This window comes from Enterococcus silesiacus (assembly GCF_001886225.1).
GTDB lineage: Bacteria > Bacillota > Bacilli > Lactobacillales > Enterococcaceae > Enterococcus_L > Enterococcus_L silesiacus.
Map to the genome: position 1 here is coordinate 26,828 of NZ_JXLC01000037.1, position 12,445 is coordinate 39,272.

At 36.8% G+C, this 12,445-nt stretch carries 13 protein-coding genes; 11 read left to right on the top strand and 2 right to left on the bottom strand.

Going from position 1 to position 12,445, the window contains the following annotated elements:
* Window positions 1-201: 201 nt before the first annotated feature.
* The 8 genes from RV15_RS17460 to RV15_RS17490 all read left to right on the top strand — a co-directional run bounded on the left by RV15_RS17460 (window position 202) and on the right by RV15_RS17490 (window position 6,832).
* Window positions 202-1,749: an ABC-F family ATP-binding cassette domain-containing protein gene (locus RV15_RS17460; RefSeq protein ID WP_071879280.1), complete on the top strand. Its 1,548-nt coding sequence runs from the start codon at window positions 202-204 to the stop codon at window positions 1,747-1,749.
* A gap of 11 nt (window positions 1,750-1,760) precedes the next feature.
* Window positions 1,761-2,162, top strand: a complete 402-nt coding sequence (locus RV15_RS17465; protein WP_071879281.1) for an FAD-dependent oxidoreductase — start codon at window positions 1,761-1,763, stop codon at window positions 2,160-2,162.
* Between the two features lie 31 nt (window positions 2,163-2,193).
* Window positions 2,194-3,036 carry a GNAT family N-acetyltransferase gene (locus RV15_RS17470; RefSeq protein WP_071879282.1) on the top strand — a complete coding sequence of 281 codons (843 nt, stop codon included), beginning with the start codon at window positions 2,194-2,196 and terminating at the stop codon, window positions 3,034-3,036.
* A gap of 181 nt (window positions 3,037-3,217) precedes the next feature.
* Window positions 3,218-4,045, top strand: a complete 828-nt coding sequence (locus RV15_RS17475; RefSeq protein WP_071879283.1) for a helix-turn-helix domain-containing protein — start codon at window positions 3,218-3,220, stop codon at window positions 4,043-4,045.
* Window positions 4,046-4,505: 460 nt separating this feature from the next.
* Entirely contained in the window at window positions 4,506-4,823 is a 318-nt protein-coding gene (locus RV15_RS17480) for a PadR family transcriptional regulator (RefSeq protein WP_071879284.1), read from the top strand.
* Window positions 4,816-5,403 carry a DUF1700 domain-containing protein gene (locus RV15_RS17485; protein ID WP_071879285.1) on the top strand — a complete coding sequence of 196 codons (588 nt, stop codon included), beginning with the start codon at window positions 4,816-4,818 and terminating at the stop codon, window positions 5,401-5,403. Before RV15_RS17480 ends, RV15_RS17485 begins: the two co-directional genes overlap by 8 nt.
* Window positions 5,400-5,555, top strand: coding sequence for a hypothetical protein (locus tag RV15_RS18800; protein ID WP_167364117.1), 156 nt, complete (start codon window positions 5,400-5,402; stop codon window positions 5,553-5,555). Before RV15_RS17485 ends, RV15_RS18800 begins: the two co-directional genes overlap by 4 nt.
* A gap of 188 nt (window positions 5,556-5,743) precedes the next feature.
* On the top strand, window positions 5,744-6,832 hold the full coding sequence (locus RV15_RS17490; RefSeq protein WP_245791434.1) for an acyltransferase family protein: 1,089 nt from the start codon (window positions 5,744-5,746) through the stop codon (window positions 6,830-6,832).
* A 73-nt stretch (window positions 6,833-6,905) separates the two neighbouring features.
* Here RV15_RS17490 and fabI read toward each other — a convergent pair whose 3' ends face one another.
* A complete protein-coding gene (gene fabI, locus RV15_RS17495; protein WP_071879286.1) occupies window positions 6,906-7,658 on the bottom strand; it encodes an enoyl-ACP reductase FabI in 753 nt (250 codons plus the stop codon).
* 300 nt (window positions 7,659-7,958) lie between these two features.
* Here fabI and fabF point away from each other — a divergent pair, with 300 nt between their 5' ends.
* Window positions 7,959-9,197, top strand: coding sequence for a beta-ketoacyl-ACP synthase II (fabF, locus tag RV15_RS17500; protein WP_071879287.1), 1,239 nt, complete (start codon window positions 7,959-7,961; stop codon window positions 9,195-9,197).
* A 2-nt stretch (window positions 9,198-9,199) separates the two neighbouring features.
* Window positions 9,200-9,634, top strand: coding sequence for a 3-hydroxyacyl-ACP dehydratase FabZ (gene fabZ, locus RV15_RS17505; protein WP_010763756.1), 435 nt, complete (start codon window positions 9,200-9,202; stop codon window positions 9,632-9,634).
* 56 nt (window positions 9,635-9,690) lie between these two features.
* Here fabZ and RV15_RS17510 read toward each other — a convergent pair whose 3' ends face one another.
* Window positions 9,691-11,367: a PucR family transcriptional regulator gene (locus tag RV15_RS17510; RefSeq protein WP_071879288.1), complete on the bottom strand. Its 1,677-nt coding sequence runs from the start codon at window positions 11,365-11,367 to the stop codon at window positions 9,691-9,693.
* A 376-nt stretch (window positions 11,368-11,743) separates the two neighbouring features.
* Here RV15_RS17510 and RV15_RS17515 point away from each other — a divergent pair, with 376 nt between their 5' ends.
* The gene (locus tag RV15_RS17515) at window positions 11,744-12,424 is read left to right on the top strand and encodes an oxamate carbamoyltransferase subunit AllH family protein (protein ID WP_245791436.1); all 681 of its coding nucleotides are present in this window, start codon (window positions 11,744-11,746) and stop codon (window positions 12,422-12,424) included.
* Window positions 12,425-12,445 lie beyond the last annotated feature (21 nt).

Genomic DNA, 12,445 nt, shown 5'->3' on the forward strand with positions numbered 1-12,445 from the left:
TAATCGAAAAGCTTAAGAGCTTTTCTTATTCATCAGTAAATTTAGTATACTAAAAAAAATAGCACGTGTTTGCTATGTATTTAGTTTGCCTATTTACTGAAGAATATATAGATTAAAAAGGCCCTAGACATTTTGTCTATGGGTCTTTTTTGTATGTTCTTTAGTAAAAATCAATGAAACCACATGAAAGAGGAAAATAGAATGGAATTATTACAAGTCAAAGATTTAAGCTATGCAGTACCAGATAAACAGCTTTACGAAAACAGCTCGTTCACATTAAGAAGCAAGGAACATATGGGAATCGTCGGTAAAAACGGTGCTGGAAAAAGTACGTTATTGAAGATGCTTTTGGGAAATGTCTTACCAGATGAAGGCGCAATTACATGGAATCCAGCAGCGACATTAGGTTATTTAGACCAATATGTCGATATGGATCAATCCCTTACGATCAATGAATTTTTAAAATCAGCGTATCAAGAATTATTTGACACAGAAAAAGAGATGCTGAAACTGTACGAGACCTATGGAGAAACAGGCGACGATCAATTATTGACAAGAGCTGCAACCTATCAAGAACAATTAGAAATCAAAGGCTTGTATCAAGTCGAAAATGATATCAGTAAAGCTGTCACAGGACTTGGCATCAGCGATGGTGACGCGGATCAAACGTTGAGTGCTTTGAACCGTGGAGACCAAATCAAAGTTATTTTAGCAAAATTGCTATTGGAAAAACCGTCAGTCTTGATTTTAGATGAACCAACGAACTATTTGGATCAAGAACACATTGAATGGCTGACCGAGTACTTAAATGCTTTTGAAAATGCCTTTATCATTGTTTCCCACGATACTGATTTTTTAAGTAACATTGCAACCTGTATCTGTGATATTGATTTTGGCTCGATCAAAAAATATCACAGTAACTATACAGATTTCTTAAAACAAAAAGCGCATCTGGCTGAAGCGTATCAAAGTCAATTCGACGCGCAACAACGAAAAATCAAAGAGACCGAAGCCTTTATTCAGAAAAATATCGCTGGTATCAAAACAAAAATGGCGCAAGGTCGAAGAAAGCATTTGGAAAAGATGGATCGCTTGAAAGAACCTGAGAAGAAAGTGAAGTCTAATTTTTCTTTTAAATTAATGCCGCAAAGCTCACCCAATGTGATGACGATCGATGAACTTACTGTAGGGTACAAAGAACCATTGCTAACAGTACGTGATCTGCAAGTCAAAAAAGGGGAGAAAATCGTGATCACTGGCGCAGATGGTCTAGGTAAATCGACATTAGTGAAAACACTACTTTCAATGGTATCTGCAATTTCTGGAAAAGCTCAGTTCTCCCCTCAAGTTGTTGTGGGCTACCATTCACAAGAAATCGAATGGGAAAATACTGAATGGACACCGATCGAAGCGTTAGCGAATAAGTATACCAGACTGACTTATGAAGATGTCCGCCGCGAATTGGCAAAATGTGGCTTGAAACGGGAAATTGCTTCAAAAAATCTTTATATGTTGAGTGGTGGAGAGCAATCAAAAGTGAAGCTGTGCGATTTAACCATGCAGCCAAGTAATTTCCTGATCTTAGACGAACCGACCAATCATTTAGATGTTGATTCAAGAAAAGCCCTGCAAGATGCCTTAAAAGCTTTTAGAGGCAGTGTCTTATTGATTTCAAATGATGAACAGTTTTATTCAACAGTTGCCGATCATGTTTATACAGTTGCTGACAAGCATCTGATTAGACAATGAGGTGAGTTTGGATGAATGTAACAAGATTGAAAGAGTGTTTGGTCTATCAGCTTCCGATGAGAGAATCAGAAGGACTACAAATACCTGAAAATCAGCTGGCTGACCGGATTTTGATTATTGGAAGTGGAAATTTAGAATGTATGGTTGCGATAGAATTAGCTGAGCAAGGAAAAGAAGTGACTATTTTAGAAAATTCTGATGAAATTTTGTCAGATTGTTTCGCTTCAGCAAAACGAGTTGAACTGATGAAAAAGCTGGAGCAGCTGGTTGTCACAGTCGTTTTAGAAACTACTTTGATTGCGGTTAAGGAAAATCAGGTTTGTCTTTGTAATCAAGAAGGATTTGAATGGTTTCTTACAGTCGATACTATCATTGTTTCAAAAAACTATGAATATTTTCAAAATCGTTTATAGTTAAAGAAATAAAGTACAAAGGAGAACAATGATGTTTATAACAATCGATCAAGCTGATTTTCAACAAGTAGTAGAAACCTGGAATCAAGGGTTTAGTGATTACCTGTTACCAATTCATGTCGATCAAGCTACGTTGGAACACAGAATCCAGTCGCTGAGTCTTTCAAAAAATCTTTCAGCCGTCTTTTCTATTGATGGTGAATTCGCTGGTATCATCCTTTTAGGGATTCAAACCTTTCAGCAGACCAAAGTGATGTGGGTTGGCGGGATGGCTGTGATCCCTAAATATCGCAGAAATAAAGTGGCCTCTAAATTGATTGATTATGCAGAACGCTTGGCGAGGGAAAATCAATGTGATCACCTGATTCTTGAAGTGATTGCAACGAATGAACGTGCACGAAAATTATATGAAGCAAAAGGCTTGAGCGTTGTGAATGAGCTGGCAGTTGGTTCAGTTGATTTGCTTGTGCCAGCAAAAGCCGCAAGTACCATTTATTTTCAACCTATTACATCAAAAGAACAAGCAATGACTGAAAAGCAATGGACACCTTGGCAAAACCGTTCTATTTTTTTAGATCAAAATTATGCGATCTATCAAAATGAGTCAAGAATTGGCTCAATTAGTTTTAATTTAGCAGAGGAAGCTTCGGGTAAAGGAGTAACGCTCAAACAGGTCCAGCTTTTCAAAGAGCAGCATCTGCCATTAATGATGGATATCTTGCTAACTTTAAAAGAACAAGAAAATAGTGTTACTGTTAAACTAAACAACTTTGACATGGCAACTCCTGAATATCGTGAGTTACAAAAAATCGGTGTGACCTTACAGCTTACCCAATTTCAATTAGCTAAACAGCTAAACAGAAATAATGGTTAACCGCTCTAAAGATAAACTCTGCCACATTCATTGACTAAACATGAATGTGGTAGAGTTTTTTACATATATGCTGTTAAATCAACATGCAACGCTTCGTTGCGAGTGGCATTACTGTATAATAAAGGAAAGCAACGCATTTATGCGGCAAGAACGCTAGACGTTTAAAAGGGAGTGGATTATAGTGACTGTAGAAATTGGCAAACAAATCAAAAAGTTCCGTCAAGAACAAGGAATCTCGCAACAGGAATTAGCAGACTACTTGAACATTTCGCGTCAAACGATTTCTAAATGGGAGCTAGGAAAAAGTCTTCCGGATTTGGAAAATGTCGTAAGACTTTCTGAGTATTTCAAAATCAGTGTGGATGTTCTCTTAGGACGTAAAAAGCCTGGTTTCTTTAGAGGCTTGTTCGATGGAAAGGAAAGAAGGCAAAGCCAGATGGAGCAGAATAAAGAAGAAAAAAATGTGACGGCATTCTACAGTGCCTATGCTCAAGATATCCGACCGCTATTTTTAGAAGAAAAACGAGTAAATACATTCATTAAAATCGAAGAAGAGATCTTCCCAAAAGCAACATTTTCAAAAATGATGGGGTACGCCAACTGTTTGTGTCGTTTTAATAACGAGACTGTTTCAATCGATCAAATCGGAACGTTTAAACTTGCTGTTAATATTCCTGTAGAGCAGCAGATTGCTAGTTTTCCGTTGACTGATATTGTAGAGATCAACCTCCAGTTTGGAAAATATTTTCGAAATGTTGGTGGAAACTTTGTGACATTGATTGATATTGTAACGAAAGATCAGAGCTTTTACTTTTGGGTTGAATCGTTAAACGTTGCTCATGCGATTTGGCACCATGAGCTATTTTCTTCAGTACAGATCAGCATAAATGAAGTATTTCAAAAAGCCTTAGAGTTAGAAAATGAAGAAGCAGCTGTTGAGGCAATTCGTGATAATGGGGAAAATATTCCATTGTTTTACGGTCAAGGGAATGATGGTGTTCGTAGTTAAAGCTAATGTTATTCTGTTTGAATGTTTTAAGTGATGGATAAAGCTTGGTTTGGTGTCGTGAGCAGCGTATTAAAAAAAATAAACTTTGAAAAAGTTGATGTGCAAGTATAAACTATTACAACATAGATTACCTAAAAAGAAAATTGACTGATAATGTCTTCGATTGAATAATGAAGGCATTACCAGTCAATTTTTTTATAGAACAATTGTGTATCTCAATTTAGTTAAGTTTAGCTTTTATTATTTGATCCGATACATTCCGTTTCCTTCATGGGTCATTTGATGATTTTCAATATACTTTGTAATATTTGCATCTTTGTCTACAATAACTTATCTTTTTTCAGGAATAACCTTATCACTGGATCTAAACAATACTTTTTTCCTCTAAAATAAGAGGAAAAAGTACTCCTTGACACACTATACTATGTAATGTATAGTAATACGTGTCAGGAGGTATACTATGGATTCACAATTAAAAAAAGGCTTATTGGAATACTGTATCTTAGCCATTTTAAAAAAATCTGATTCCTATGGCTATCAAATCATCAAAGATTTATCAAATGTAATAACAATTTCAGAATCAACATTATATCCAATTTTAAAGCGGTTAGAAACAAAAGAAGAGGTAGAAACATACTCGCTAGAACACAATAGTCGTTTAAGAAAATATTATCGTATTACAGAGATTGGCAGAGAGAAGATCAAAGAATTTATTCAAGATTGGGATGAAGTAATGAAGGTGTATTATTTTATTGAAATGGGGGAGAAAAATGAATAAGCAGGAATTTTTATATCAGTTAAAAGAAGGGTTAATTCGCTTAGATGAATCAGAAAGAGATCAATTCGTACTTTACTATGATGAACTAATCGAAGATTATATAGAAGATGGTGAAAGCGAAGAGGAAGCAGTGAAAAAATTAGGAAAGCCAGCGATTGTAGCAAGTAAGATTTTAGAAGAAGCCTTTGAAGAAGGAAACTTTCAACCGAAAAAACGTACGAATCCGTTGATGGTTGGATTGTTGATTCTGGGTTTTCCACTTTGGGGTAGTTTATTATTAGCGTTGATTGCAGTTATCCTTGCTGCGTACATTGTTATTTGGTGTCTGCCTTTTTCAACAGGACTTTTTGCAGTAGTGGGTTTAGCTGTTTCCGTCTTTAGTTCGGTTGCTAGTATTTTTGCACTGCAAGATGGTGTCTTTATTGCAGTGACGCAGCTAGGTGTGAGTATTTTAGTATTAGGATTAGCTATTCTTAGCGGTATAGCGACGCTTAACATGGCAAACTATGTTATCAAAATTTCAAGAAGTTTTTCAAATACAGTATCTCGTTTAATTCAAAATAAGGGGTTGTTATCATGACAAATAAAAAGATGCTATTCAGAGTAGGCGTTGGTTTGACCATTATTGGGTTAATTATTACGTTAGCGGGTTTTTCGATGGCTGGTGGACAACTTGAAAAATATCGGGAGGATGGCCCGCATTCTTGGTATCGGACCATTCAATTTAACTAAAGAGATAGAAACATTCGACAGAAAAAAAATCTGACAATGTTTCTATTTTTATTTAAGAAAGAGCATCAGTAGCTAGCTCTTAAGCACTACTAAAATATCAGCCTTTGTACCGATAAAATATAAAATAGGCTTTGTTATAATTAAACCTAAGAGATAAAACAAAAGTAAGCAGTGTTTTAGTAGCGGGGGTGAGAAATATCGACGGGTTGGTTAAAAACAAGCAAATGAATACTCATGGAATTGATCTAATCAAATATGCTGCAGCAATTTTAGTTATTTGTTTTCATTGTGAACGTGTCTTTGATGACCCGGTAATCAATCATCTGTTTAAGAATGTGTTGTGCCGATTTGCAGTACCATATTTCTTGATTGCGACGAGCTACTTTGTTAGAAGAGGACAGCAGCAATCACCCGGTTACATAAAGCGTTATATAAAATCACTGGCGAAATCCTATTTATTTTGGAGCCTTGTTTACTTACCGATTGGATTGATGTGGATTCAGCAAAATTATTCCCTTAGTCCAGTATTATATCCGGTCGCTTTAATAGTTGGTGTCTTTTATACTGGAACTTATTATCATCTTTGGTATATTCCCGCAGCGATTTTTGGCATTATATGTGTTCAGTGGTTGCTTAAAAAGACAGGTTATATCACCATCTTTAGTCTAGCGACCTTACTATACGGTTTTGGTTCATTGGAAACCTATTATGCTTATATCGGCAACGCGCAGTTGAAAGCTTTTTTTGATCAGTATATGAGTCTTTTTATTACAACGCGTAACGGTTTATTTTTCGCCTTAATATTTGTGGTCATTGGATTCTTTTTGTGGGATTATCGAGAAAAAATCATTCGCGCCCAAAAATATTTAGGGATACTTGTAGTATTTACAGGAGTTCTGCTAGTAATTGAAGGAATGATCGTGTATTCAAATGTTGGGATCGATAAGAATTTTATGTGGATGTTAATTCCATTTACGAGCTGTCTGTTTTGCTGGAGTTTGTTTATACAAGTAGATGAAAAAATCGATGTAAAACGATTGAGAGATTTAGGAAAATACTATTTCTTTATTCATCCGTGGTGCATCTTGTGGACAGCTAGTCTGGTCAATAGTTACGATTTTTTTGCTAACACTTGGCTGCAGTTGATCGTGACGTTGATTGCGACTCATTTACTGAGCTCGCTTGTGATTACATTGACTCAGCAGTTACCATACTATTACTTTGATTTACAGCTTATGCTGAAAGTAAATAGTGTATACATCCAGAAACTTATTTAGACACTGAAAGCAGGATGAAAAAACAAAGTTGAGACAAAACGTTGTTGGTTTTGCCTCAACTTTATTTTTTGGGCTAAGTAAGGTGAACGCCTTTATCTACGTAAATAATATCTCCTACGATACCGGCAGCTAATTCACTGACTAAAAAGGCACACGTATTGCCGACTTCTTCGATTGTGACACCCGCTTTATCAGGAGTCCTGTCTTCTGACAATTTGATCAATTGATCGTAATCTTTTACGCCAGTTACCGCAAGTGTTTTAATCGCACCAGCTGAAATGCCATTCACACGGATTTTATCTACTGCAAATTCATAAGCTAAATATTTCACAGCAGTCTCTAAAGAAGCCTTGGCAATTCCCATCATGTTGTAATTAGGAATCGCTCTTTCAGAACCTAGGTAAGTCATCGTAACGATACCTGAACCTGGATTCAACATTGGTTTGGCATAATGTGCGACCGCTAAAAGAGAATAGCTGCTGATATCTTGGGCTAATAAATAACCAGCACGAGTGATATCACTGACATTCCCATCTAATTCTTCCTTATTTGCAAAGGCAATAGCGTGGACTAAGCCATCGATCTTGTCGAATTTTTCTTGGATCGTTTGGAACGCTTGGGCAATCGATTCGTCCGATGCTACGTCGCATTCAACGAGTAAATCAGTTGGTTCAGCTAATTTTAATAATTGTTTTTTCATGCGTTCATTTTGGTAAGTGTAGATAATATCAGCACCTTGCTCCTTCAACGCTTTGGCACATCCCCAAGCAATACTTCTTTTGTTTGCTACGCCCATTACGACGACTTTTTTATTTTTTAGAAACATCTGATTTTTCCCCTTTTATAATTATTTTAGTGTGTGAAAAGGTCTCACATCTTAATAAAATCTAAATATCTGATTTTATTTAAGTTGACGGATAAAATTGCAACTGGTATTATCTGTTTGAGAATGATAAAAAAATTCTCTAATCAATAAACAACACTCGTACAGACATTTTATCGGATGTCTGAATTATTAACCAAAATACTTTGAAAGTCAAACTATTTTACTTAAATTTAAACAAAAAAGTGTTGTTTAAGCAAGTATTTTTTAATTTGATAATCAAAACAATAGCGGAGGTGCACGATGAAACGAGTTGTAATAACAGGAATGGGAGCGGTGACTCCTTTAGGAAATACGGTAAAAGAGTATTGGCAAAATCTAGTCAATGGAACATTAGGAATCGCTAAAATTACAAAATTTGATTCTGAAGATACTGGTGTTGCACTTGCAGGCGAAGTAAAAGATTTTGATCCAAGCGAAGTGCTAGAGCGTAAAGAGCAAAAACGGATGGATTTATTTTCTCAATATGGCGTTGTGGCTGCAATGGAAGCCTGGAAAATGAGCGGCTTAACATCAGAAACCATTGATCCTAAACGTTTTGGCGTGATCGTAGGTAGCGGCATTGGTGGAATGACCACGTTACAAGATCAAGTCAGAGTGATGGATAAAAAAGGCGCTAAACGAGTGACACCGTTTTTTGTTCCGATGGTGATCGCAAATATGGCTTCAGGAAATATTTCAATCAAACTAGGTGCAAAAGGACCTTCTCAAACAATCGTTACAGCCTGTGCATCAGCAACTAATGCCATCGGCGAAGCATTCCGTACCATCAAATACGGATTGGCTGATATGATGATCACTGGTGGAACGGAAGCGACGATTTGTGAAATCGGTATAGCTGGTTTTGCTGCCTTGAGTGCGTTGAATACGACAGAAGATCCAGCAAGAGCGTCGATTCCATTTGATAAGGAAAGACACGGTTTTGTGATGGGTGAAGGTGCTGGTATGTTAATGTTAGAAGAACTTGAGCATGCGCAAAAACGTGGTGCGACGATCTTAGGAGAAATCGTAGGTTACGGCAGTAATTGTGATGCTAGTCATATGACAGCACCGTTAAAAGACGGTAGTGGCGCAGCAGATGCTATTGAATTGGCTTTAGCAGAAGCGGCGATCGATGCGTCTGCTGTAGGATATGTCAATGCGCATGGGACATCAACGCCTGCCAATGATGCGGCTGAAACTGCTGCGTTAAAACGGGTGTTTGGAGAGCGTGCTTATGATATTCCAATCTCAAGCACGAAAAGCATGACAGGGCACCTTTTAGGAGCTGCTGGTGGTATTGAAGCGATTGCTTGTGTGAAAACATTACAAGAAGGTGTTGCCCATCCGACAGTCGGTTATCAAGTAGAGGATCCAGAGTGTGATTTAGATTATGTAACAGAAGGCTCACGCCCCGTACAAGCAGAATATGCAATCAGCAATTCATTTGGCTTTGGCGGACATAACGGCGTTATTTGTATGAAGAAATGGGAGGAAAACTAACAATGACAAGATTAATGAATGCAACAGAAATTATGGAAATGATTCCAAACCGTTACCCAATTTGTTTTATCGATTATGTGGATGAAATCATTCCAGAGAAAAAAATCATCGCTACAAAAAACGTAACGATCAATGAAGAATTTTTCCAAGGACACTTCCCTGGAAACCCAACAATGCCAGGTGTTTTGATTATTGAAGCATTAGCTCAAGTTGGTTCGATCTTGATTTTGAAAATGGAACAGTTTAACGGAGAAACAGCTTATATCGGTGGAATCAATAAAGCAAAATTCCGTCAAAAAGTCGTTCCAGGAGATGTGTTGAAACTACATTTTGAAATCGTGAAAATTAGAGACTACGTTGGAATTGGGAAAGCGACAGCTTTTGTCGAAGATAAAAAAGTTTGTGAATGTGAATTGACTTTTATTGTGGGTAGATAATTAAGTGAATAACGAAAAAGCCGAAAAGGATCTTATTCCTCTCGGCTTTTTTTACTTTAGTGGTGCAATTCATACAATTTTAACGCTAATTGCAATGCGAAGGTATTTTTCTCCTGCTCTAAATCTACTGGCAGCAGAGCTTTGATTTTTTCAATCCGGTAAAGCAGTGTATTTCGATGAATAAATAAGGCTCTAGAAGTCGTAGCGATATTTAGATGATGAGCCAGATATGTCTTTAAGGTTGGGGTAAAACTCGTTTTATTTTGCTTATCGTAAGTCAACAGCGTGTTTAAATAATGTGTATAGAATTTTTTTCCTTGTTCTTTTGAAATTGAATCTACTAAAAAAGAATCAAAGTAGAAATCATTGAAAAAATAAATTTTCTCTTCTTTAGAGTCATCCTCAAGTAATTGGATGACTTTTTTTGCTTCCTCAAAACTTTGTGATAACTCGAGAATCGGTAATGTTGAACCAATGGTGCAAAAGATTTCTCGTTCAGCTTGTCCTTGTTGTTCTAAATACATACGAATCCGCTCGGCAGTATCAGAAACTTCATTGTGTGTTTTCAAGATGCTTAATTTTGGATCGGTGCCAAGCAACATCACTAACTGGTTTTTTCTGCTAAACAAATGAAGTTGAGGAAAACGATTAGTTGTGTAAGTTGTCAGCGATGATAGTAAGCTTTTCATTAGCCGATCTTCAGATTGCTTCTTTTTCATCAAAGAATCGGATTCGTGACCGAATGTTTGAATTGATAAAATCAAAACTGTATAGTTCAAGCTTGGATCAATCGTTGTATCATAAGCAGCTAAAGCCTCTAAATCTTTGATTTGTCCTGATAATAATTGATCGAAGAAATCACGACGAATGCGATTTTCCGTTCGCTCAATCTCAAAAAGGCGCATTTGCTCTAGTGCAAATGCCATCGAACCATTTTCTAAAGCAACATAATCAAGGTCCGTCAAAGGGTGATCTATTTGGTAAACCAGAATGAAACCATAATGGATCGTATCAAAGTAAACAGGCATAATCACGCAAGGATATTCTTGCTTATCAAAAAAGATTCCTCGAGTGATTGGTTTTTGTATCCGCTCAAAATCCGTGGGTAAATCAGTAAAAATCTGAACTGGGAAGGTAAAAGTGTCGCCAGTCTTTTTGAGAGATTCTTGAATCAAAGGTTGTTCAGGGTCACTGACAGCTGCAACTGACCAGTCTGTATCAACCAACACAACAGGATTATCGACCATCTTTGCTAAACCTAAAGCAATTTTTTTCATACCGCCACCGTGTAGTGAGATTTCAAAAAATTGTGAATGGATATCTAAAGAAGCCTGATTCAATTCATTCATCCGACCAGAAATTTCTGCCATAACAATGTTCATGATTTTTGAAAATGCGATCCCATAAGGAATTTCAATGAGCGGTAAAGCAAGATCATCGGCTAATTTTCGCATAGATTCAGGAATTCCTTTTAAGTAGATATGTGGTTTGATACAAATTGCAGAACAATTGATTTCTTTAAATCGTTGAATAAATCGCCTTTGTATGTCTTCACTTTCACTAAAAAAATACCCAGAAGTAATCAGCAATTCACCAGTTGACAACCAGTCTGAAGCGTCTGGATTATCTAAAATATTGACGCCAGTGATTTTATTTTCAAGTCCCTTTGCACCAGCGACAAGTTGGAATGATTTGAACGGAGCAAGTTGCAGGAAGTTTTTGACCGTTAGCATGATACACCATCTTTCTAGCTCATAATCTTGTTTTATTAACTATACGACAATTGGTTAAAGTGTACAACTGGAAAAGAAAATATTCAGCTACTCTATCTGTATATGAAAAGGCTTTCTTGTTGTAAATTTAATAGTGTAAAGAAGACAAACGACTAAGGAAGTGAGTAAGATGCGAACGTACCAATCCTTGTCAGGGTCTCGAAATTTCTTGTATGAGATTCAAAATCAATCATGGAAAGGAGAAGTGCATAGTACTTTTAAGCAAACTATAAATATAAAGTGTGAGTCTGGAAAATTATACACGATAGCAACAGCTGAATTAGATAATGCGCCCAATACTTTGAGGGTAACAGATTTTTTTAACAATCGACCTCGGGTGAGTGAAAAGACACCTGTTTTTTCAAGAAATGGACAATTAGTGATTGGCAGTATTGCTACAATCGAAGCCCAAAGTGCTAGTGAATGGCAGTACCCAAAAGTTGAATTTCCAAGGAAACAAGAGTATTCAAGAATTACTGAACGTTTGAAACAGCTAGAACAGTGGTTAAACCATTTGGAAAGTAAAGGTGGCTACTTACTAAATCAAACACAGGCCACCGCATACGAGAAAATGATTCATAGGATGCTTCAGAAAGAATCAGCACAATTGTTGATTTACCTGAAGGAGAAACAATTATTTCAGGCGAGGCAACAGCTAAACCGAGTGATCGGTTTAGGCCCAGGTTTAACGCCATCTGGGGATGATTTTCTAGTCGGATTAGCTCTTATTTTTACAACAGTTAATTATCCGTATCATTCATTAAAACAGTGGTTGTACAATAGTCGAGATGAGTTAAAAAAAAGAACGAATATTATCAGCTTTTCGACCTTAGATTGGGCAATCAAAGGCGTGTCACGAGAACGAATCGGATCATTTTTAAACGAATTATTTTCTGGAGAAGATGAAGAGCTTTTAAAAGAAAAAATGCTAGCGGTTTTGGCAATCGGTTCAACATCTGGCGGAGATATGCTGACAGGAATGTTAGCTGGGATAAAATTGACGCTGGATTTGCTTTGAAACACAGAGAATAAAAAGAAC

Bases quoted from the DNA above. Each gene is read 5' to 3' on its own strand.
- RV15_RS17460 (WP_071879280.1), top strand. From the start codon at position 202: ATGGAATTATTACAAGTCAAAGATTTAAGCTATGCAGTACCAGATAAA.
- RV15_RS17465 (WP_071879281.1), top strand. From the start codon at position 1,761: ATGAATGTAACAAGATTGAAAGAGTGTTTGGTCTATCAGCTTCCGATG.
- RV15_RS17470 (WP_071879282.1), top strand. From the start codon at position 2,194: ATGTTTATAACAATCGATCAAGCTGATTTTCAACAAGTAGTAGAAACC.
- RV15_RS17480 (WP_071879284.1), top strand. From the start codon at position 4,506: ATGGATTCACAATTAAAAAAAGGCTTATTGGAATACTGTATCTTAGCC.
- RV15_RS17485 (WP_071879285.1), top strand. From the start codon at position 4,816: ATGAATAAGCAGGAATTTTTATATCAGTTAAAAGAAGGGTTAATTCGC.
- RV15_RS18800 (WP_167364117.1), top strand. From the start codon at position 5,400: ATGACAAATAAAAAGATGCTATTCAGAGTAGGCGTTGGTTTGACCATT.
- fabI (WP_071879286.1), bottom strand. From the start codon at position 7,658: ATGTTTCTAAAAAATAAAAAAGTCGTCGTAATGGGCGTAGCAAACAAA.
- fabF (WP_071879287.1), top strand. From the start codon at position 7,959: ATGAAACGAGTTGTAATAACAGGAATGGGAGCGGTGACTCCTTTAGGA.
- fabZ (WP_010763756.1), top strand. From the start codon at position 9,200: ATGACAAGATTAATGAATGCAACAGAAATTATGGAAATGATTCCAAAC.
- RV15_RS17510 (WP_071879288.1), bottom strand. From the start codon at position 11,367: ATGCTAACGGTCAAAAACTTCCTGCAACTTGCTCCGTTCAAATCATTC.